The sequence below is a fragment of the Marinimicrobium alkaliphilum genome, from assembly GCF_003259155.1.
Classification (GTDB): Bacteria; Pseudomonadota; Gammaproteobacteria; order Pseudomonadales; family Cellvibrionaceae; genus Marinimicrobium_A; species Marinimicrobium_A alkaliphilum.
In genome coordinates, this window is the sequence record NZ_QGMQ01000002.1 from 83,964 (window position 1) to 103,860 (window position 19,897).

A 19,897-nucleotide genomic window follows, 5' to 3' on the forward strand; every position below is an offset into this window, starting at 1 on the left:
GGATAAGCTCGTTCGGTATGGAATCGAATAGCTCCATTAGAAAACCAAGTACTGCCATTACACTTAGAGGAAGAACTCATGAACTTGAAGCAAAAATTTCTTTCCAGCTCTATCGCCGCATCTGCTCTGGCCGTATGTGCTGTAGCGCCGGTTGCTCACGCTCAAACGGAAGTCTCTGCCGAGGTGGGCGCTGCCAGCATGTACTACTGGCGTGGTCAGGATCTGGGCGGTGGTGCCGCCATCTGGGGTGATTTGAGCATCAGCTCCAACGGTTTCTACGCCGGTTTGTGGACCTCTTCAGGTGATGCCTCTGAGGGTACTGAGTATGACATCTACTTGGGTTATGCGGGCGACTACGGCGACTTTTCCTACGACCTGGGTATCGTGACCTATGTCTATCCGGAAACCGAGCAATCACCGGGTGACAATGTTGAAGCCTACCTGGGCCTCGGCTACAGCGCCTTCTCTCTGACCTATTTCCACGGTCTGGAAGATCTGGATGAGTATTGGTACGTTGTCGCTGGCGTTGATGTAGGTGACTTCACCTTCGCCTACGGTCTGCATGAAGATGACTATTCTCACGTTGACATCACCTACAACTACAATGACAACCTGAGCTTCACTCTGGGTCTGGTGGTTGATGATGCCGACGATCCGGACCTGAACGACGAGCCTAAATTCCTGGTGTCTTTCAGCTTGCCGATCGAGTTCTAAACAGCTTTTACCCCGGGCAGGAAGCCCGGGTTTTCTGAACGGACGTTATGCATCTGTCTCCCTTGCCGGCCCTTTGGGTCGGCTCTTTTTATGAGAGGGGATGGAGCCAAAAAAAACCACCCAAGCGGGTGGTTTTTTTTGGTTTTAATCTTTAGGTTCTAAGTGCTGCCGGCCGGCAAAATCAGCGTAAATTCAGCGCCGCCCAGCTCTGCATCGGTCACCGTGATGTTGCCGCCGTAGCTGTCGACAATATCGATAACCACCGACAAGCCGATCCCCTGGCCGGGCTGCAGGGTGTCCAGACGCTGGCCGCGTTGAAGAATGCGCTCGCGCTCGTCTTCGGGCACGCCCGGGCCGTCGTCGCTGATGCTGATGCAGACTTGGTTCCCGGCCCGGCCTTGGACGCTTACCCTGACCTGATGGCGGCAGTATTTGTAGGCGTTCTCGAGCATGTTGCCGAGCACTTCCATCAGGTCCTGCTCGTCGGCGGCAACGTGTAGGCTCTTGTCGATGTCCACTTCGCAGTAGACGGACTTTTCCCGGTACACCTTATCCAGTGCGCTACTCAGGCGTTTGATGACCGCGGCAGGTTTAGCTCGCTGATGCATCCCTTGCTGTTGTTCGGACATGGCGCGCTGTAACTGGTAGTTGACCACCTGGCTCATGCGTGAGACCTGCTCGGTGGCAGTGGCCCGCAAATCGTCTGCGGGTTGGTCCAGGCTGGACTGGAGTACGGCGAGCGGTGTTTTCAGGCTGTGGGCGAGGTCGCTCAGGCTGTGTCGGTAGCGCTGACGCATGGCCTCTTCGCGCGCAAGGACCTGGTTCAGGTTGTCGACCACCTCCTGCATTTCGGTGGGGTAGTGGCCCCCCAGGCGGTTGCTTTGGCCGCGCTCCATCAGGTGCAGCGCCCGCGCCAGTCGACGCAGGGGGCGGAGCCCCCATTTCAGGATGATGCCCTGACCGATCAGCAGCAACAGACCTGCGGCCACGAGCCAGCTCAGCAGGTGGTTGCGATAAGCGGCCAGCTCGGCCATATAGATGGCTTTATTGCGCAGTACCACAAAGCGGAAAGGGTGGGTGTCGCCGTCGTCGTCTTCCCAGATAATATCGAACTGCGCGGCGAAGAAGCGTTCGCCGTCGTAATTTAGCGACTGCATTACCAGGTCGCCCGGCTGACGGGTCGGGTTGAGGCGGGCCACGGGGTCCGGCTTTAGCCCGACCGAGCCGGACTGCCATAACAGGCGATCGTTCTCATCATAGACAAACGCATAGAGTCCGGAGTCAAAACGCTCGAATTCCGGCTCGATCAGAGCGGCAGGCATCTGCAGGCTCGGAATGTCGCCATTGTCGCTCATTTCCGCAACACTGAAGAGCAGATACAGTTGGCCGCGCATCCGCTCTTCGGTGGCGGTCTGCAGGCTGCGCTGAAAGGCATTGTCCAGAAAAACGCCGGTCAGGCCCAGAAACACCGGCATCAATACGGCCGAGGCCATCAATAGGCGGGTTGAAAGGGAGCGCACGCGCACGGTTAAGGGGTTCCTTGTCCTGGCTGAAGGTTAAAGCGGTAGCCAAGCCCCCGCTGTGTGGTAATCAGTTGCAGTGTGCCGTTCGGATCGAGTTTTTTGCGCAGCCGACCGATAAAGACTTCAATGACATTGCTGTCCCGGTCGAAATCCTGAGCGTACAGGTGTTCAGTCAGCTCCGTTTTCGATACCGCCTTGCCGCCGTTGAGTGCCAGGTAGGTCAGGGTGTTGTATTCATAGCTGGTCAGCTCCACCGGCTCACCGTGGAGGCTGACCTGGCGGGCGCTGGTGTCCAAGCGCAGCGGGCCGTACTCCAGGACCGGTGAAGCCTGGCCGTTGGCGCGGCGTACCAGAGCGTTGATACGGGCTTTGAGTTCCTCGGGATGGAAGGGCTTGGTCAGGTAATCGTCGGCGCCGGCTTCCAGGCCTTCGACTTTGTCCTGCCAGGCGCCCCGGGCTGTGAGGATCAGCACCGGAAACCGTCGTTGCTGGTCGCGCCATTGGCGAATGATGGAGATTCCGTCCAGCCCGGGCAGGCCGAGGTCAACAACAGCCAGATCGTAGTCGACTTCCTGGCCCAGGAACAGGCCTTCGTTGCCTTCGGCGGTGGTATCGCAGGCATAGCGCTGCCCCGTAAGCAGCTGGGCGATCTGCTCACGTAGTGCAGGTTCGTCTTCGATGACCAGAATTCGCACGTAACAGCCAGCCTGTAATAACGCGTTAGGCGTTTAGTTCATGATGGCGCCGGTCTCTGCGTTGACGCTCACGGTGCGCATATGTCCCGAGCTTTGCAGAATCTTGACCCGGTACACGGTGATATTGCCCTCTTGACGAGTGCTGACGTTCATCACTTCACCGCCAAAGCGTTGGCGCACGATGGTGGCCGCCTCGGCAGAGGAAATTCGCCCCCGGTTAACCTGTTGGCGATTCTCTTGTTGGGCGGCCGTCCAGCTGCTGCCCGGCGCGGCGGCATAGGCTCCGGCAGCACCCAGCAACAGTGTAGCAGCCAAGGCTAAGGAGGTAAGGCGCGGCATCATTGTACGACTCCTGTAAGTTCATGTGTAGACGCATTTTTCTACGATTACTATCCCGCGAGCACCGCCAACATGCAAGTGCCCGCACTGTAAAGATGCGGACACTTTCGTTTAGCTGCGTTAAAGCCCAGGGTGCGGGCTCAGTAGCGCCGTGCCGGACGAACGCTGACTGTGACCGGGATGCGTCCCCCGGGGTGTTGGCGAGTACGGGTTTCGTACAGGCGCCCCTGATAGCGATAAGTGACATTGTACCCCACAAGCTCCCGGCTGTGCTCGGTGCGGTAGTGGGTTTGGCAGACCTCGTGGTCGCGGTAGCGAGTCGTTGCTGGCGCCCTGTTGCGGGTGGCGTCACGGGCGATGGCCGCGCCCAGTAGCCCTCCGGCGGCGGCACCCACCTGTTTGTTTCGGCGGCTATTGCCCAGTTCGTGGCCTACCGCAGCACCGAGCAGGCCGCCCACCACGGTAACGGTGTCGCGGTTGGTGCCACCGGTGCGGTGGGCCCGAGTTTCAATATGGCAGGCCTGATAGGGTACCCGGTGACTGCGGGTTTGATAGATCGGTTGGGCATCAACGACCCGGCCGTACTGGTGGCCCGGAGGCGCGGCGTGGGCGGTCTGGGTCAGCAGAGATGCCGCCAGCAATGTGCCGGCAAGGCTCAGGGAAAATCGTGAATAGTGACGCTTTTTCATGGCGTTTCTCCTCTTGGACATCGTGTGCCTTTCGCTGGATCGGGTGTTATTCACCCTTGATGCCAGAGTAGCGCCGTGAAGCTGAATACAAACTGAAGGGAACATGGAAAAATCCCCGGTTCGAAATGCGCAAAAATGCACCAAAATGCCGCCCCAAACAGGTATAATCCGCCGTTTAATGCGCAAAACGACGCTGTTTTTGCGCGCTCGAGCCCAATGGTGCGCTCGGGCCTTTGTGTTTTTGGTGGGAGTGGAAGTGAGAAATGGCTGAAATCGACAACGTAGCAGCTTATATGGAAACCTTGGGCGAACAGGCCCGGCAGGCTTCGCGAGTGCTGGCGACCGCCAGCGCCGGGGTCAAGAACAAGGCTCTCCTGGCCATTGCCGAAGCCCTGGAAGCGGCGCGTACTCGCCTGGCCGAGGAAAACCGCAAAGACCTGGATGCGGGCGAGGCCAACGGCCTGGATATGGCGATGCTCGATCGTCTGGCGCTCAAGCCGGCCACCATCGACGGCATGATCGAGGGCTTGCGTCAGGTTGCGGCGCTGGCGGACCCCTGCGGTGCCATCACCGACCTGAATTATCGTCCGAGCGGCATCCAGGTCGGCAAGATGCGTGTGCCCCTGGGGGTCGTGGGCATTATTTATGAGTCCCGCCCCAACGTAACTGTCGACGCGGCCAGCCTGTGTCTCAAGTCCGGCAATGCCGCGATTCTGCGCGGTGGCAGCGAAGCGATCCATTCCAACCGGGCCATTGCCGCGTGTATTCGTCAGGGGCTGGAAAAGGCCGGCCTGCCCGCGACCGCCGTGCAGGTGGTGGAAACCACCGATCGGGCGGCCGTGGGCCGGCTGATTACCATGCCCGAGTATGTGGATGTGATTGTGCCCCGCGGTGGCAAAGGGCTGATCGAACGTATCAGCAACGAGGCGCGGGTACCGGTGATCAAGCATTTGGACGGTATCTGCCACGTGTATATTGATGGCCGTGCCGACCTGGACAAAGCCTTCGCCATCGCCCTGAATGCCAAGACCCACCGTTATGGCGTCTGCAACGCCATGGAAACCCTGCTGGTGGATGAGTCGGTCGCTGGGGACATTCTCCCGCGCCTGGCCGATGCCTACGACGACAAGGGTGTAGAGTTGAGGGGCTGTCCCAAGACTTGTGCCATCATCAGTGCCAGTGACGCCACGGAAGCGGACTGGGCAACGGAGTACCTCGCGCCGGTGTTGTCGATCAAGGTGGTTTCAGGGATTGACGAAGCGATTGCCCACATCACCCGCTACAGCTCCCAGCATACCGAGGCGATAGTGACTGAGGACTACACCCGGGCGCGCCACTTCCTGAGTGCGGTGGACTCCAGCTCGGTAATGGTCAATGCCTCGACCCGCTTTGCCGATGGCTTCGAATACGGACTGGGCGCGGAAATCGGTATCTCTACGGACAAAATCCACGCGCGCGGCCCGGTCGGCTTGGAAGGTTTGACTTCACAGAAGTGGATCGTGCTTGGCGATGGCCACATCCGTCAATAACGCGCACGCTGTCGGATTGATGGGGGGCACCTTTGACCCCATCCATATCGGGCATCTGCGTATGGCGCTGGAGGCGCGGGAGGCGCTCGGGCTGGCACAGGTCCGGTTGTTGCCTTGCCACCGGCCGCCGCACCGGGATCAACCTTCCGTGACCAGCGTCGAACGCGCAAGGATGTTGCAGCTGGCCCTGCAGGACTGCCCCGAGTTGGTACTCGACGAGCGTGAGTTGCGCCGCGACGGGCCGTCCTACACCGTCGAAACCCTGATAGAAGTGCGTCGGGAACTGGGCGCTGATACGCCGCTCTACTGGTTGCTGGGTACCGATGCCTTTGCCGGGCTTGATCGCTGGCACCGTTGGCGCGAGCTGCTTGATCACGCTCACCTGGTGGTGATTGAGCGCCCGGATGCACCGCTGCCGACCCGAGGGCCGGTGGCCGATCTGTTGGCCGAGCGTCGCCGGCCACTGGCGCAGGCGGCGACGACGCCGGCGGGCGCGATTGTAACGTTGAGATTGCGCCTGCTGCCGATCTCGGCGACCGAGATTCGCGCGCAGATCGCGGCCGGTGAGTCGGCGCGCTTTTTGCTGCCGGATCCGGTATGGCACTACATTGAGCAGAACCACTTATACGCCCGGGCTTGAAGCCCTGGCGTCCATTAGACGTAAAAAGCGAGTTATAGAGACCTCATGTCACCGGATGAATTGAATACCCTGATTACCGAAGCCCTGGACAACCTCAAGGGCAAAGAGATTACCAGCCTGAATGTACGCGATCTGAGCGACGTGATGGACACCATGATCATCGCCAGCGGCACCTCCACACGGCACGTCAAATCCCTGGCTGATAACGTCGTACAGGAAGCCAAAAAACAGGGCATGCAACCGCTCGGGAGCGAAGGCATCGAGGCTGGCGACTGGGTGTTGGTCGACTTCGGTGATACCGTGGTTCACGTGATGCTGGAGGAAACCCGGACCTTCTACGACCTGGAAAAACTCTGGTCCACGGAACCTGCCGGCCGCTCCGGGAACTAATAGCGTGCGTTTACGCCTGATTGCTGTGGGCACCAAAATGCCCGCGTGGGTTGAACAGGGCTACCAGGAGTACGCCAAGCGCTTGCCGCGCGACTGTGCGGTGGAGTTGGTTGAGTTACCCTTGGGCTCCAGAGGTAAATCTACCGACCCCGCAAAAGCCATCGAGAAGGAAGGCGAAGCCATGCTCGCGGCGATCGGCAAAGGTGATCAGGTGATTGCGCTGGATGTGAAGGGTAAGCCCTGGAGCACGGAGCAACTGGCTGAACGCATGGCCGATTGGCGCATGAGTGGCCGCAATTACAGTCTGCTCGTCGGTGGTCCTGACGGTCTGGCGCCGGCGTGCCTGGCGCTGGCGCAGCAGCGCTGGTCGCTTTCGGCGCTGACGCTGCCGCATCCGCTGGTGCGCATTGTGCTGATCGAACAGCTTTACCGGGCCTGGACCCTGTTAAATAACCATCCCTATCATAAATAGCGCAGCTCAACGATAACGACGAGCAGTATCGACCTGAGGCAGCATGTCAGAGGCAAGGCGTTTTAAAGATCACCATCGCGAGGAGCGTATCTTCCTCAGCCGCCTGATTGTGGTGGCTGTGCTGGTAGCGCTGATGATGGGCGTGCTGGTCATGCGCTACTATGGCCTGCAGGTGACCCATCATCAGGTTTACGCGACCCAGTCGGATCGCAACCGGGTGCACTTGCAGCCCATTCCACCCACCCGCGGGCTGATTTACGATCGCAATGGCGTCCTGTTGGCGGATAACCGCCCCAGTTACACGCTCTCTGTTGTGCGCGAGCGCGTGGGCGACCTCGAGGCTACCCTCGAACTGTTGCAGCGCTTGGTGGACGTTACCCCGAGCGATATCGATCGTTTTTACGATCAGTTACATCAACGCCGTCGGCCCTTTGAGGCCATCCCTTTGCGCTATCGGCTGAATGAAAAGGAAATTGCCCGCCTGGCGGTCAACGAATACCGCCTCGATGGGGTCGAGGTGGATGCCCAACTGGTGCGCCATTATCCCTATGGCAAGCTCTTTGCGCATACTGTGGGTTATGTGGGGCGCATCAGTGAGCAGGACGTGGCCCGTTTTGACGAGGATGACTTCAAACGCTATAGCGGTACCCACTCAATCGGCAAAATCGGCCTTGAGCGTCAGTACGAACGTATTCTTCTCGGGCAGGTGGGGCACCAGAACGTTGAGACCAACGCTCGTGGCCGGGTGTTGCGGGTACTTGACCGGACACCGCCGGTGCCCGGCCAGGATCTGGTGCTGCACATGGATATCCGCCTGCAAGAAGTCGCCACCGAAGCGATGGCGGGGCGCCGGGGCGCGGTGGTGGCACTGGACGTCAAAACCGGTGGCGTTCTGGCGGCTGTGAGTGTGCCAAGCTATGACCCCAACCTGTTTGTCACCGGTATCAGTTTTACGGATTACAATGCGCTGAACACCTCCCTGGACATTCCGTTGTTCAACCGTTTTATCCAGGGTCAGTACCCTGCGGGTTCAACACTCAAGCCGATTATCGGCCTCGCGGGTTTACACCACGAAATTGTCGACACGGATCATTGGGTACGCGACCCGGGTTACTATCGGTTGCCCGGCGACGATCGTCTGTACCGCGATTGGCGCCGTCGCGGTCACGGTCCCCGGGTGGATATGAAACAGGCCATGGTCGAGTCCTGTGACGTCTATTACTATGACCTGGCGCACCGCATGGGGGTGGACTTGATGCATGAGTTTGGCGCCCGCTTCGGCCTGGGTGCCCGTACTGGCATTGATATTCCCACCGAGCGTGCAGGGATCTGGCCCTCGCGTGACTGGAAGCGCCGCGCCCGAGGGCTGCCCTGGTTTCCCGGGGACAATCTCAATATGGCTATCGGTCAAGGCGATGTGCTGACGACGCCATTGCAGCTGGCCGTGTCCACCGCCGCATTGGCTACTCGCGGTGTCCGCTTGCGTCCACAGGTTGTGCAAAGTGTGGGCGAGGTGCCCCAGCTGGCACAGGTTGACGATGTCGTCACACTCAAGGACGAGCACTGGGATTTCATGTTTGACGCGATGGCCGACGTGGTTCATGGCACACGTGGAACCGCTCAGGGAATTCGACGCGGACTGGACTACCGCATTGCCGGCAAAACCGGTACTGCACAGGTGGTGGCCATCCCGCAAGGTGAAGAGTACGACTCCGAGGCACTGCTCGAGCGTCATCGCGACCACGCTTTGTTTGTGGCCTTTGCACCCGAGGACAACCCGCAGATTGCAGTGGCGGTCATTGTGGAGAATGCCGAATCCGGTGCCGGGGTCGCGGCGCCGGTAGCCCGCAAAATTTTTGATGCCCATTTGCGCGAACGCTACCTGGGTGCGGACAGCGGAGGTCAACCGTGAGCACCCAGGACTTTCTGCGCCGCTTGCCCTCGATGGGCCAGGGCTTTGGGCGACGCGATCGTTTTCAGCAACGCTTCCATGTCGATCTGTTGTTGATCCTGTTGCTGTTGTTGACCGCCGTGTTTGGGTTGGTGGTGCTCTACAGTGCCAGTGGCCAGAGCATGCCCAATGTTCAGCGTCAGGCGGTCTATTTTGTTATTGCTCTGGGCACTATGCTGACAGTGGCGCAAATTCCCGTGCACGTGATGCGACGCTTCGCGATCTGGTTTTACCTGGGCACCGTGCTGGTACTGGTGTTGGTGCTCCTTGTGGGGGTGGGGGCCAAAGGTGCGCAGCGTTGGTTGAGTATTGGCGGGTTCCGGTTCCAGCCGTCCGAGTTGATGAAATTGGCTATGCCCCTGGCCATCGCGGCCTATTTGAGCCAGCGCATGTTGCCGCCAGTATTCAAGCATGTGCTGTGGTCTCTGGTGTTGGTGGTCATTCCGACTTTGTTGATTGTGCGTCAGCCCGATTTGGGAACGTCGATTCTGGTGGCCTCCTCCGGGCTGGTGGTGTTGTTTTTTGCCGGACTGCGTTGGCGTTATATCGTTGGTGCCTTCTTCGCGTTGCTCGCGAGCGTCTGGCCGCTGTGGCAATTTGTCCTGCAGGACTATCAAAAGCGTCGGGTGATCACCTTATTTGATCCCGAACAGGATCGCCTGGGGGCAGGTTGGAATATCATTCAGTCCAAGACCGCCATCGGTTCGGGCGGCACCTCAGGTAAGGGTTGGCTTCAGGGCACTCAGTCGCAGCTGGATTTCTTGCCGGAAGGACACACGGACTTTGTGGTCGCCGTGCTGGCGGAGGAATTTGGCCTCTACGGCATTCTGGTGCTCCTGGGCTTATATACCCTCATCATCATGCGCGGCATGTTGATCGCACTGCGCTCCCAGGACAGCTTTGGCCGCTTGGTGGCCGCGAGCATCACCTTTACGTTTTTCGTGTATATTTTCGTCAATGTCGGCATGGTTGCCGGGCTTCTGCCGGTGGTTGGGGTACCCCTGCCACTGATCAGTCAGGGCGGGACCGCGATCATTTCTATTATGGCTGGCTTTGGTATTTTAATGGCGATTGCCACTGAGCGCCGGCGCGTGACGCGCTGACCTCGGGGACAACAACAGGATTGATAATGATGAGAAAACCCGGAGTGGCCGGCTTGCTGCTGGCTCTGACATTGTCAGCCCATAGCGACTACAGTGAGCACCCGGAGGCTGAGGCCTTCACCGATCACATGGTGAGCGAGCACGGGTTTGAGCGCGAGCAAATTCAGGCTTGGCTGTCCGAGGCCGAAAAGCGTCAGAATATTCTTGATGCCATTGCCCGGCCGGCCGAGCGCACCCTGACCTGGGCCGAGTATCGGCCGATTTTTGTGGTGCCTCTGAGGGTGAACAACGGAGTGGCGTTCTGGCGTGAGCACAAGGATATCCTGGCGCGCGCTGAAAAGGAGTTTGGCGTGCCCGCCGAGATCATCGTTGCCATCATTGGGGTCGAGACCAACTATGGCCGCAATATGGGCAGTCATAGGGTGATTGACGCGCTCTCGACCTTGGCCTTTGACTATCCGCCCCGGTCAGACTTCTTCCGACGGGAACTGGAAAACTATTTTCTGTTGATGCGCGAACAGGAACAGAACCCTTTGGACTTTAAAGGGTCCTATGCCGGAGCCATGGGTTATGGCCAGTTCATGCCCTCGAGTTATCGCCACTACGCGATAGATTTTGATGGCGATGGGTTTACCGATATCTGGAACAACAGGACTGACGCCATCGGCAGTGTTGCGAACTATTTTAGTCGCCACGGCTGGCGTGCGGACGAGCCGGTCGCCGTGCGGGTGCGCACTGACGACAAGCCCGATGACATCCGCTACAACAGTATCAGCCGGCCCGAGACGCCGGTCTCGGAGTGGCGAGAGCGGGGCTTTCAGCCGGTGGTGCCGGTCGACGACGCTGCACCAGCATCACCTCTGCAGCTGGAGGGCGACTACGGTGAAGAGTTCTGGTTTGGGTTTCACAATTTTTATGTGATTACGCGCTATAATCGCAGCCACTTGTATGCCATGGCCGTGTATGATCTGAGCCGTGAACTTCGCTCGCAATTGGAGGCCGGCGAATGACCACTCTGAAACTTTTTTTACCCGCGTGTGCCTTGGCCCTGCTCGCGGCCTGTGCGGGGTTCCCGCCGCTGGCGCCCGAGCCGCCGGAGGAGCGTGATCGGGGGCCGTCCGAGCCAGTCGACCTCTCCGATGTGCCCGACGCTGTTCCCCGGCACGAAGTGCGCACCCTGGCAGGCAACCGCAACCCTTATACAGTCCTCGGGCGGACCTACCGACTGATCGATGATGAGACGGACTATCAGGAGCGCGGGATCGCCTCGTGGTACGGCAAGAAATTTCACGGGCGACACACCTCCAATGGCGAGATTTACGATATGTACGCCATGACCGCGGCGCACAAGAAGCTGCCGATTCCATCGTATGTGCGGGTCACCAACGTCGATAACGGTCGCAGTGTGGTGGTGCGTGTCAATGATCGCGGCCCGTTCCACGACAACAGGATCATCGATTTGAGCTACGCTGCGGCCCAGCGCCTCGGGTTTGCCGATCAGGGTACGGCGATGGTGGACGTTGAAATTATTGTGCCTGATGGCACCGCCCCTGCGCCGCTGCGTCAGGCGGGCGGTGACACAGCGCTGCCCAGCAATGCTTTTTTGCAGGTGGGTGCTTTTCGCGAGCAGAGCAGTGCTCAGCGCCTGGCTGAAAGCCTTGCGCCAGATGTCGAGCACGGTGTGATCGTGTCGCACGCGACGACGCCGGCGCAGGTGTACCGCGTGCGCGTCGGGCCGCTTGTCGATACCGGCGATCTGCACCGCGCGCGTGAGCAACTACAGGCGCTCGGTTACGATCAGACGCCACTGGTTTATGAAACCCCTTAATTCACTTTTAAACGACGACAGTGACAAAATCGCCATGTTGAAGCAACTAATGATCGCCCTGGGGCTTGCGGCTTGCGCAAGTCTGGCTCACGCCCAGCAAGTACTGATCCCGGCGCCGCCGCAGGTCAATGCCTCGGGCTACATCTTGATGGACGCCGATACCGGCCGCGTGCTGATTGAGCGCAACGCCGACGAATTGCTACCACCGGCGAGCCTGAGCAAGATTATGACGGTGTATATCGTCGCCTCCGAGATTGACCAGGGCCGACTGAACAAAAGTGACCTGGTGCGGATCAGCCCCAATGCCTGGCGCAAAGGTGGCGCCGCCAGTGGTGGCTCGACCATGTTCCTCGACCCCAATTCGGAAGTGCCGGTGATTGATTTGCTGCGTGGGGTGATCGTTCAGTCGGGGAATGATGCCAGCATTGCCCTGGCGGAACACATTGCCGGCAGTGAAGACGCCTTTGCCGATGTCATGAACCAGAAAGCCGCCCTGATGGGGATGAATGCCAGTAGTTTTGAAAATGCCACCGGGTTGCCGGGCGCAAACCATTTGACCACAGCGCGGGATATGGCGGTGCTGGCCCGGGCGATGATTCGTGAATACCCGGACATCTACCGGATATACTCCGAGCGGGCCTATACCTACAACGGTATCCGTCAGCCCAACCGCAATGCCTTGCTGTTCCGCGATGACTCGGTCGACGGTATGAAGACCGGACACACCCGCGAGGCAGGCTACTGCCTGGTGGCCTCGGCCCAGCGTCAGGATATGCGTCTGATTTCCGTGGTGATGGGCACCTCAAGCGCCGAAGCGCGTGCGGTCGAAACCCAAAAACTGCTGGCCTACGGCTTCCGCTACTATGAAACCAAGGGCTTTTACGACGCCGGGGATACGCTCACGACCCGGCGTGTATGGTCCGGTCGTGCCAACGAAATTGACCTGACTGTGGCTGAAGATATCCGTCTGACCATCCCCCGGGGCAGTGAACGCGACCTGAAGGCCACCATGACCTTCGAGGACGTGATTCGCGCGCCTATTGAGGCCGGGCAACGCTTGGGTACGCTGACGGTTGAGTTGCACGATGAAATGCTCGCCGAGGTGCCGCTGATTGCCTTGCAGGACGTTGAGCGCGCAGGCTTTTTCGCCCGTATAGTCGACAGCATCAAACTCTTTTTCCGGCGTTTGTTCAGCTAAGGCATACAGCAACTGTTCTGCACACGAGCGGGCTCACCCCAAGGGGTGGGCCCTTTTCTGTTATAATGGCCAGCCACGCAATAGCCACCAAGCCCGTATTATGACTGAACAGCAGCCCCCCAAAATTGAGTTTCCGTGCCAAGATTATCCGATCAAGGTGCTCGGCGATGCCGGCGACGGCCTCTATCAGTGTGTGCTGGAGGTCATGGAGCGCCATGCGCCGGGATTTGACGAGGCGGCGATAACCGTGAAAGACAGCCGCAATGGTCGCTACCAGTCGGTCACCGTCTGGATTGTGGCCACGGGTGAACCCCAACTGCGCAGCATTCACCAGGACCTGACCGCGAGCGGCCTGGTCAAAATGGTCATCTGACGCTGATGACCGAGTCCCTGACTGTCAAATACCTGGGCCGGGCCGAGTACGAGCCGACCTGGGCGGCCATGACCCGCTTCACCGATGAGCGTACTCCCGAGACGCCAGACCAGCTCTGGCTGGTGGAGCACCCGCCGGTATTCACTCAGGGCCAGGCGGGCAAGCCTGAGCACCTGTTGTTTCCAGGTGATATTCCCGTGGTTCAAACTGATCGGGGCGGGCAGGTGACCTATCACGGGCCAGGTCAGCTGGTGGCTTACCCGTTGCTGGATTTGCGCCGTCTCAAGCTCGGCGTGCGTGACCTGGTGACGCTTATTGAGCAGAGTCTGGTGGCACTGCTGGCCGACTACGGCATTGATGCTGAAGCCAAGGCGGATGCCCCGGGGGTTTACGTCAACGGCGATAAAATTGCCTCGTTGGGCTTGCGGGTGCGGCGTGGCTGCAGCTTTCACGGTCTGGCGCTCAACGTTGATATGGATCTGGCTCCCTTTGGGCGCATCAACCCCTGCGGCTATGAGGGGTTGGCGATGACCCAGATGGCGGATCTGCTGACGAAGGCGCCCGCAATGGCTGAAGTGCAGGCGGGGCTGGTGGCTCAGCTTGTACAGAAATTAGGCGTCAAACAGGGTATAATGCCCGCCCGCACGTCGGCACGCACAGCCGAGCACTGATTCACGACCCCATCGAGAGACCATTTCATGTCTGATACGCCGGAATTACAGCCTGTCAAACGCACTCGCCGCTACCAGCAGGGTGAAAAGCTGCGCGATGCTGACAAGGTCGAACGCATTCCCGTTAAAGTGATCGCCACCGACGAGCTGCCGCGCAAGCCCGACTGGATTCGGGTGCGGGTTGCCGCCTCGCCCGAGGTCGACCGTATCAAGCAGATTCTGCGCAAGAACAACCTGTCATCGGTGTGTGAAGAGGCCAACTGCCCGAATCTGGGAGAGTGTTTCAGCGGTGGCACGGCGACCTTTATGATCATGGGTGATATCTGCACCCGGCGCTGTCCCTTCTGCGATGTGGGTCACGGCAAACCCAATCCGCTCGATCAAAGCGAGCCCCGGCACCTGGCCGAAGCGATCGCCGAGATGAAGCTCAAGTATGTGGTGATTACCTCAGTGGACCGTGATGACCTGCGCGATGGCGGTGCTCAGCATTTTGCCGACTGTATCCGCGAGGCGCGCGCGCTCAGCCCCAACCTGCAGGTGGAAGTGCTGACGCCGGACTTTCGCGGGCGTATGGACATCGCTCTGGATATTCTCGAGCAGGAAGCCCCGGATGTGTTCAACCACAACCTGGAAACCGTGCCCAGCCTCTACCGTCAGTCACGCCCAGGTGCCAACTATAAATGGTCATTGGAGCTGCTGCGCAAGTACAAGGAGCGTCGCCCGGATGTGCTCACCAAGTCTGGCCTGATGGTGGGCCTGGGTGAGACCAAGGAAGAAATCATCGAAGTGTTGCACGACATGCGTGCCCACAATATTGACATGCTCACCATCGGTCAGTACCTGCAGCCCTCGCGCGACCATTTACCGGTAGACCGCTACGTCCACCCGGATGAATTTGAAGAGTACACTCGGGTTGCCTATGAGCTGGGCTTTACCCACGCGGCCTGCGGCCCGTTGGTGCGTTCGAGCTACCACGCCGACAAACAGGCCCACGGCGAGCAGGTGGGTGTGCTCAATCCGGCCTTTAGCGGTTAATTTGACGCCCGAACCCGTGACGGTTGTCCCCCTGGGGCAGCGCCCTGAGTATCTGGAGCCGGTGGCGCGTTGGCACCACACGGAGTGCCTGCGCCAGGGGCTGGTGTCTGAGCTGTCGGTACGTCGCGCCCGACTCGAGCAGCAAGTAGCCGGTGGTCGTATCCCGGTTACTCTTATCGCTCTGGCTCCGCAGCCATCGTCGGCGCCCATGCTGGCCGGTTGCATCAGCTTGGTGCGCTACCACTACCGTCCTTTCGACGCGCCCGCACATACTACCTCGCCAGTGTGGCTGAGCAGCTTGTACGTCGCCCCCGCGCAGCGCGAGCAGGGCATAGGCACCCATCTTGTGACCACCGCCGAGGCTTATGCCCGTGCGCGTGGTGAACAGTACCTCTGGTTGAGCACGCACGACAGCACCGGATTTTATCGTCGGCGCGGGTGGCAGCCGGTGCGCACGATTCAATTGGCCGGTCGCGAGGCGCAGGTGATGACCAGGAACCTTATGGGCCCGTGACCACAGCGGTGTGTCTGTGTGAGTTTATTCGCAACGAGAGATGCAACGCCCGCCCGTTTCCGCTACGATGCTCTAACCTGTTGATTGCCAAAGACCTGCTATCGAATGAGCAATGCCGAGATTCTTGACCCCACCGCTTATTTTCCCCATTACCAGCCGGTGGTGGATTTAGTCACCGGTTGTATTGGTGGTTATGAGGCGCTGGCGCGTTATCGCGATGAACAGGGTGTGGTGCGCAGTGCCGGGCCATTGTTCCACGGTGTTGGCTCCGATCGCCTACGTGTGGTTGACCGCCATATCCGCGCCCAGGCCCTGAGCCATTTCGCTGAGCACCCCGAGGCGGGCTATCTGGCGCTCAACATCTCGCCCGACTGGATCGATCGGCTCGAGGGCGATGCCAGCCCGACTATCGCCATGATCGAAGCGTCGGGGATCGACCCGGCTCGCGTGGTGATCGAAATTACCGAGGGCCAAGGCGAGTTGTCCGCGATTCAGCGTCTGGTGCAGGAGTATCACAATGCGGGATTGCGGGTGGCCATTGATGACTTTGGCGCGGGTGCGTCCCAGATCGACCGGGTCGCGGCCTTGCGCCCGGACATTCTCAAACTGGATATGCGCCTGTTCAAGCAGGCCGCGGTGGGCGGCGTGAGTGCCGATGCCATTCTCGCCTGCGCCGCCATCGCCCAGCGGGTGGGCTGTGACATTGTATGTGAAGGTGTCGAAACCATTGAAGAACTGCATTTCGGAATAGAGTGCGGCGCCCGCTATATTCAGGGACACATCTACCAGCCGGCGCTGCCCGCGCTGCTGGATAAACGCCAGCCCCTCGAGCAGACCCGCGCTATTCAGCAGTCCTTTCTCGATCGAAAAACCGAGCGCCTGCGTATGGCCTCGCGCCACAATCGCGTGATCAGTCAGCGGGTGGCGGATCTGCGCCTGCAGTTGATTGAAGAGGATTTTGCCAGTATCGATCCGAGCGGTCTGGCACAGTCCGGTATTCTGCGTTACTACCTATGCAACGCCGATGGCACGCAGGTGACTGATAATTTTGAGCTGAGTCCGGCCGGACTCGTGTGTCAACCGGAGTACATGGGTAGCAACTGGAGCCATCGACCCTACTTCCCGCTGCTGCTGGCGCTTGGGGGGTCTGCCACGCGTGAGCTGGTGGTGTCCAATGCCTATCGCGATGTCAGTACACGCCAACTGTGTAAAACCTACGCCACCTTCATTGGTGACGACCTGATTCTGCTGGTGGATGCGGAGGTTGAAGACGAGGTGCTCTACGCCCCGATGGGCTGAGCGTCAAATCAGAATGCCATGCAGGGGCTAAACCCGAGTCGGTTGTGTTCCAGCAACTGCTCGGGCAAATCGGTAAACACTGCATCCACGCCCAGTGCCTGCAGCCAATCCCAATCCTCTGGGTGATTGACTGTATACACCCAGTTTTTCAGCCCGCGTCGGCGCGCGTCGGCAATCAGCTCGGCGTTGACAAAGGTCATGCCGGTGTTGAACGCGTAGGCGCCCAGCGGTTCGCAGCAGGCGGCGTAGTCAAGCGGATTCCCCTCTACCAGAACGCCCCGGCGTACCGACGGTAGCCGTTGTTTGAGGTCGAACAGTTGGTGGTGATCAAAGCTTGAGGCAATGTAGTGTTCCAGGCCCAACCCGGTATCCTGAGCGTAGCGGGTCAGCTCGCGCGCCAACACCGGCGCACAGCCCGGGCCTTTGATCTCGATATTGAGCAGGACCCGATCCTGCACCCGCTCGAGAATCTGGCGCAGCGTCGGAATGGGTTCACCGTTAGTCAGGCGCAGCTCACGCAATTCCGCCAGCGTGTGATTCACCAGCAGGCCATACCCCGGGACATCGCGTCCCAGGCGGCGGTCGTGGGTGGCGAGCAGCTCGCCCTCGATCTGCCAGACATCGATCTCGATACCGTCAACACCCAGCGCCAGGCTACGGTCCACAGCCTGAAGGCTGTTTTCGGGGCCGGGGCCGCCGCGGTGGGCAATACAGAGAAGGGGATGATCCATGGCAATTCCTGTGGTTGTCGCCGCTAGTATGGCATGGGCTTATGACCAGTCAATGGTCCCTGTGCTTTAATTAGGAGCAGGTATTCCCGGGATCCGATTCTATGCACAGACGCTTGTCCATTACACCCCAGCAAGCCCTGCGGCTGTCTTTAGCGGCGGCCTTTGCCACCATGGGGCTCAAGGCGCTGGCTTGGTACCTCACCGGTTCGGTAGGTTACCTGTCCGATGCGCTCGAATCGTTGGTGAATGTGGCCGGCGCCGGGTTCGCGCTGGCAATGGTGAGCTATGCCCGGCGCCCGGCGGACCGTGGTCACCCCTTTGGCCACGGCAAGGCGGAATATTTCTCTTCCGCATTTGAGGGTGCACTGATCGCGATGGCGGCGGGAATGATTATCTGGGTTGCCGTCGAGCGTTGGCTCAACCCGCGCGAACTGGAGCAGCTCGGAGGAGGTACGCTGATCATCATCGTTGCCAGTGGCATCAACGCAGGGGTTGCCTGGCTCCTGTTTCGCGTCGCCAAGGCCCATCACTCGCCGGCAGTCGAAGCCGACGCGAGGCATCTGCTCACGGATGTCTGGACCAGTGCCGGTGTTATCGTCGGCGTGCTTCTGGCGGGGTGGAGCGGTCTTTACTGGCTGGACCCGTTAGTGGCGATTGCCGTGGCGCTGCACATTCTTTATCACGGCTGGCACTTGCTGGCCAAATCCACTGGCGGGCTCATGGATCATGCCCTCGACGGTGAAGACATCGCTGCTATAGAAGCCGTGTTTGCCCGGTATAGCGAGCGCGGCTGCCGTTTTGTACGCCTGCGCACCCGCGCCGCCGGGGCGCGGAAATTTGCGCAGGTGGCAGTGCAGGTGCCGGGCGATTGGTCGGTGGAGGAGGGACACGCACTGGCCGACGCTGTCGAGCAGGCGCTGCGCGCCCAAGGCTATTACCTGGTCACGCACCTGGAGCCCCTGGGGGCTCACGAGTCCTGAGCGAGCACCTCGGCGATGGCGTCAGCGACGTAGGCGATGGTTTCCGGGTTCAGTCCGGCAATATTGATGCGGCTATTGTCGGTCATGTAAATGCTGTAGCGTGCGCGCAGGGCATGGACCTGCCCGACACTCAGACCCAGGAACGAAAACATGCCGCGCTCGCGGGCGATAAAACCAAAATCCCGGGTCTGCTGGCGCTGGCTCAGGGCATCGACCAGTTGCTCGCGCAACCCTTGAATGCGTGCACGCATGCTGTCCAGCTCGGTGCGCCATTGGGTGCTCAGTGCTGAATCGTGCAGAATAATGTCCACCAGTGCGGCCCCGTGGGCGGGCGGCATGGAGTAGAGCCCCCGGGTGACATTGAGCATCTGGGTATGAATGGCATCGGCCCGCTCCCTGTCTGCCAGCACCAGGCTCAAGCTGCCGGCGCGCTCGCGGTAGAGGCCAAAATTCTTGGAAAAGGACGACGCCACCAGCAGTTCCGGTTGGGTCTGCGCCAGTAAGCGCACGCCGTAGGCGTCCTGGTCCAGACCCTCACCAAAACCCTGATAGGCCATATCGATAAACGGGGTAAATTCCCGCTCGCGCGCGACGTCTGCTACGGCTTGCCATTGGACTTGAGTCAGATCGGCGCCGCTGGGGTTGTGGCAGCAGGCGTGCAACAACACCAGATCGCCTTTGGCGACTTGGCGCAGACTGGCCAGCATGGCGTCAAAGTCGATGCTGTGGCTGGTATGGTCGTAGTAGGGGTATTCCTGTAAGGCAATGCCGGCGTTGCCCAGAAGCGGGACATGGTTGGCCCAGGTGGGGCTGCTCACCCAGATGGTGGCCTCGGGCCGTGCCCGGCGAATCAATTCGGCCGCCACGCGCAGGGCACCGCACCCGCCTGGGGTCTGGATGGTGCGCACCCGTTCGGCCGCGAGCGCCGGATGATCGGCGCCAAAGACCAGCTCATTGACCCCGGCATTGGCGCCCGGGTAGCCGGCCGGATTGGTATACGCTTTGGAGTCTTCCTGCTCAAGCCGACGCTGTTCGGCGGCATGCACGGCCGCCATGATCGGCGTGCGTCCGGCGTCATCTTTGTAAACGCCAACCCCCAGGTCGACTTTGTCGGGGTTGTTGTCCTGTTGAAAGGCAACACTCAAACCCAGAATCGGGTCGGCGGGTAGCTGGGGTAGAGTCTCAAACATGGTGGTTACTCGTGTCGATTCGCGATGGGGCGA

Annotated in this window: 22 protein-coding genes; 16 read left to right on the forward strand and 6 right to left on the reverse strand. The window is 60.0% G+C overall.

Annotation, left to right across the window (positions count from 1 at the left end; genetic code table 11):
- Positions 1 to 78 precede the first annotated feature (78 nt).
- Positions 79 to 714 carry a TorF family putative porin gene (locus tag DKW72_RS03780; RefSeq protein ID WP_111641001.1) on the forward strand — a complete coding sequence of 212 codons (636 nt, stop codon included), beginning with the start codon at positions 79 to 81 and terminating at the stop codon, positions 712 to 714.
- Between the two features lie 158 nt (positions 715 to 872).
- Here the strand turns inward: DKW72_RS03780 and DKW72_RS03785 are convergent, their stop codons facing one another.
- From DKW72_RS03785 to DKW72_RS03800, 4 genes are all read right to left on the reverse strand, one after another.
- Positions 873 to 2,240: an ATP-binding protein gene (locus tag DKW72_RS03785; protein ID WP_232522307.1), complete on the reverse strand. Its 1,368-nt coding sequence runs from the start codon at positions 2,238 to 2,240 to the stop codon at positions 873 to 875.
- Positions 2,241 to 2,242: 2 nt separating this feature from the next.
- On the reverse strand, positions 2,243 to 2,932 hold the full coding sequence (locus DKW72_RS03790; protein ID WP_111641002.1) for a response regulator transcription factor: 690 nt from the start codon (positions 2,930 to 2,932) through the stop codon (positions 2,243 to 2,245).
- A 33-nt stretch (positions 2,933 to 2,965) separates the two neighbouring features.
- Complete coding sequence (locus DKW72_RS03795) at positions 2,966 to 3,274, reverse strand: PepSY domain-containing protein (RefSeq protein WP_111641003.1); 309 nt, start codon at positions 3,272 to 3,274, stop codon at positions 2,966 to 2,968.
- A 137-nt stretch (positions 3,275 to 3,411) separates the two neighbouring features.
- The gene (locus tag DKW72_RS03800) at positions 3,412 to 3,960 is read right to left on the reverse strand and encodes a glycine zipper 2TM domain-containing protein (protein ID WP_111641004.1); all 549 of its coding nucleotides are present in this window, start codon (positions 3,958 to 3,960) and stop codon (positions 3,412 to 3,414) included.
- A gap of 263 nt (positions 3,961 to 4,223) precedes the next feature.
- On the opposite strand from DKW72_RS03800, the gene DKW72_RS03805 reads away from it, so the two are divergent.
- From DKW72_RS03805 to DKW72_RS03870, 14 genes are all read left to right on the forward strand, one after another.
- Positions 4,224 to 5,489 (forward strand): glutamate-5-semialdehyde dehydrogenase, encoded by a 1,266-nt coding sequence (locus DKW72_RS03805; protein ID WP_111641005.1) that lies wholly within the window; start codon positions 4,224 to 4,226, stop codon positions 5,487 to 5,489.
- The gene (nadD, locus tag DKW72_RS03810; RefSeq protein ID WP_111641006.1) at positions 5,470 to 6,129 is read left to right on the forward strand and encodes a nicotinate-nucleotide adenylyltransferase; all 660 of its coding nucleotides are present in this window, start codon (positions 5,470 to 5,472) and stop codon (positions 6,127 to 6,129) included. Before DKW72_RS03805 ends, nadD begins: the two co-directional genes overlap by 20 nt.
- A gap of 45 nt (positions 6,130 to 6,174) precedes the next feature.
- Complete coding sequence (gene rsfS, locus DKW72_RS03815; protein WP_111641007.1) at positions 6,175 to 6,519, forward strand: ribosome silencing factor; 345 nt, start codon at positions 6,175 to 6,177, stop codon at positions 6,517 to 6,519.
- A 4-nt stretch (positions 6,520 to 6,523) separates the two neighbouring features.
- A complete protein-coding gene (gene rlmH, locus DKW72_RS03820; protein WP_111641008.1) occupies positions 6,524 to 6,991 on the forward strand; it encodes a 23S rRNA (pseudouridine(1915)-N(3))-methyltransferase RlmH in 468 nt (155 codons plus the stop codon).
- A gap of 43 nt (positions 6,992 to 7,034) precedes the next feature.
- Positions 7,035 to 8,903 (forward strand): penicillin-binding protein 2, encoded by a 1,869-nt coding sequence (gene mrdA, locus DKW72_RS03825; RefSeq protein WP_111641009.1) that lies wholly within the window; start codon positions 7,035 to 7,037, stop codon positions 8,901 to 8,903.
- A complete protein-coding gene (rodA, locus tag DKW72_RS03830; RefSeq protein WP_232522308.1) occupies positions 8,900 to 10,045 on the forward strand; it encodes a rod shape-determining protein RodA in 1,146 nt (381 codons plus the stop codon). Before mrdA ends, rodA begins: the two co-directional genes overlap by 4 nt.
- Positions 10,046 to 10,071: 26 nt before the next feature.
- Positions 10,072 to 11,055: a lytic murein transglycosylase B gene (gene mltB / locus DKW72_RS03835; RefSeq protein WP_111641010.1), complete on the forward strand. Its 984-nt coding sequence runs from the start codon at positions 10,072 to 10,074 to the stop codon at positions 11,053 to 11,055.
- Positions 11,052 to 11,873, forward strand: a complete 822-nt coding sequence (locus DKW72_RS03840; protein WP_111641011.1) for a septal ring lytic transglycosylase RlpA family protein — start codon at positions 11,052 to 11,054, stop codon at positions 11,871 to 11,873. Before mltB ends, DKW72_RS03840 begins: the two co-directional genes overlap by 4 nt.
- A 34-nt stretch (positions 11,874 to 11,907) precedes the next feature.
- Positions 11,908 to 13,071: a D-alanyl-D-alanine carboxypeptidase family protein gene (locus DKW72_RS03845; protein ID WP_111641334.1), complete on the forward strand. Its 1,164-nt coding sequence runs from the start codon at positions 11,908 to 11,910 to the stop codon at positions 13,069 to 13,071.
- 100 nt (positions 13,072 to 13,171) lie between these two features.
- Entirely contained in the window at positions 13,172 to 13,444 is a 273-nt protein-coding gene (locus DKW72_RS03850) for a YbeD family protein (RefSeq protein ID WP_111641012.1), read from the forward strand.
- A gap of 5 nt (positions 13,445 to 13,449) precedes the next feature.
- Positions 13,450 to 14,115 (forward strand): lipoyl(octanoyl) transferase LipB, encoded by a 666-nt coding sequence (gene lipB / locus DKW72_RS03855; protein ID WP_111641013.1) that lies wholly within the window; start codon positions 13,450 to 13,452, stop codon positions 14,113 to 14,115.
- Between the two features lie 27 nt (positions 14,116 to 14,142).
- Positions 14,143 to 15,150, forward strand: a complete 1,008-nt coding sequence (lipA, locus tag DKW72_RS03860; protein WP_111641014.1) for a lipoyl synthase — start codon at positions 14,143 to 14,145, stop codon at positions 15,148 to 15,150.
- Between the two features lies 1 nt (position 15,151).
- Complete coding sequence (locus DKW72_RS03865; protein WP_157960384.1) at positions 15,152 to 15,664, forward strand: GNAT family N-acetyltransferase; 513 nt, start codon at positions 15,152 to 15,154, stop codon at positions 15,662 to 15,664.
- A gap of 105 nt (positions 15,665 to 15,769) precedes the next feature.
- A complete protein-coding gene (locus DKW72_RS03870; RefSeq protein WP_111641016.1) occupies positions 15,770 to 16,963 on the forward strand; it encodes an EAL domain-containing protein in 1,194 nt (397 codons plus the stop codon).
- An 8-nt stretch (positions 16,964 to 16,971) separates the two neighbouring features.
- Here DKW72_RS03870 and DKW72_RS03875 read toward each other — a convergent pair whose 3' ends face one another.
- The gene (locus DKW72_RS03875) at positions 16,972 to 17,694 is read right to left on the reverse strand and encodes a glycerophosphodiester phosphodiesterase (RefSeq protein ID WP_111641017.1); all 723 of its coding nucleotides are present in this window, start codon (positions 17,692 to 17,694) and stop codon (positions 16,972 to 16,974) included.
- Between the two features lie 101 nt (positions 17,695 to 17,795).
- Here DKW72_RS03875 and DKW72_RS03880 point away from each other — a divergent pair, with 101 nt between their 5' ends.
- Positions 17,796 to 18,674 (forward strand): cation diffusion facilitator family transporter, encoded by an 879-nt coding sequence (locus tag DKW72_RS03880; protein ID WP_111641018.1) that lies wholly within the window; start codon positions 17,796 to 17,798, stop codon positions 18,672 to 18,674.
- Here the strand turns inward: DKW72_RS03880 and DKW72_RS03885 are convergent.
- Complete coding sequence (locus DKW72_RS03885; RefSeq protein ID WP_111641019.1) at positions 18,662 to 19,864, reverse strand: amino acid aminotransferase; 1,203 nt, start codon at positions 19,862 to 19,864, stop codon at positions 18,662 to 18,664. The two genes, DKW72_RS03880 and DKW72_RS03885, sit on opposite strands and share 13 nt — an antisense overlap.
- Positions 19,865 to 19,897: the final 33 nt, after the last annotated feature.

What these genes read in the sequence shown, in the direction of transcription:
- DKW72_RS03780 (WP_111641001.1), top strand. Translation starts at nt 79, where the DNA reads ATGAACTTGAAGCAAAAATTTCTTTCCAGCTCTATCGCCGCATCTGCT.
- DKW72_RS03795 (WP_111641003.1), bottom strand. Translation starts at nt 3,274, where the DNA reads ATGATGCCGCGCCTTACCTCCTTAGCCTTGGCTGCTACACTGTTGCTG.
- DKW72_RS03800 (WP_111641004.1), bottom strand. Translation starts at nt 3,960, where the DNA reads ATGAAAAAGCGTCACTATTCACGATTTTCCCTGAGCCTTGCCGGCACA.
- DKW72_RS03805 (WP_111641005.1), top strand. Translation starts at nt 4,224, where the DNA reads ATGGCTGAAATCGACAACGTAGCAGCTTATATGGAAACCTTGGGCGAA.
- nadD (WP_111641006.1), top strand. Translation starts at nt 5,470, where the DNA reads ATGGCCACATCCGTCAATAACGCGCACGCTGTCGGATTGATGGGGGGC.
- rsfS (WP_111641007.1), top strand. Translation starts at nt 6,175, where the DNA reads ATGTCACCGGATGAATTGAATACCCTGATTACCGAAGCCCTGGACAAC.
- mrdA (WP_111641009.1), top strand. Translation starts at nt 7,035, where the DNA reads ATGTCAGAGGCAAGGCGTTTTAAAGATCACCATCGCGAGGAGCGTATC.
- mltB (WP_111641010.1), top strand. Translation starts at nt 10,072, where the DNA reads ATGATGAGAAAACCCGGAGTGGCCGGCTTGCTGCTGGCTCTGACATTG.
- DKW72_RS03840 (WP_111641011.1), top strand. Translation starts at nt 11,052, where the DNA reads ATGACCACTCTGAAACTTTTTTTACCCGCGTGTGCCTTGGCCCTGCTC.
- DKW72_RS03845 (WP_111641334.1), top strand. Translation starts at nt 11,908, where the DNA reads ATGTTGAAGCAACTAATGATCGCCCTGGGGCTTGCGGCTTGCGCAAGT.
- DKW72_RS03850 (WP_111641012.1), top strand. Translation starts at nt 13,172, where the DNA reads ATGACTGAACAGCAGCCCCCCAAAATTGAGTTTCCGTGCCAAGATTAT.
- lipB (WP_111641013.1), top strand. Translation starts at nt 13,450, where the DNA reads ATGACCGAGTCCCTGACTGTCAAATACCTGGGCCGGGCCGAGTACGAG.
- lipA (WP_111641014.1), top strand. Translation starts at nt 14,143, where the DNA reads ATGTCTGATACGCCGGAATTACAGCCTGTCAAACGCACTCGCCGCTAC.
- DKW72_RS03870 (WP_111641016.1), top strand. Translation starts at nt 15,770, where the DNA reads ATGAGCAATGCCGAGATTCTTGACCCCACCGCTTATTTTCCCCATTAC.
- DKW72_RS03875 (WP_111641017.1), bottom strand. Translation starts at nt 17,694, where the DNA reads ATGGATCATCCCCTTCTCTGTATTGCCCACCGCGGCGGCCCCGGCCCC.
- DKW72_RS03880 (WP_111641018.1), top strand. Translation starts at nt 17,796, where the DNA reads ATGCACAGACGCTTGTCCATTACACCCCAGCAAGCCCTGCGGCTGTCT.
- DKW72_RS03885 (WP_111641019.1), bottom strand. Translation starts at nt 19,864, where the DNA reads ATGTTTGAGACTCTACCCCAGCTACCCGCCGACCCGATTCTGGGTTTG.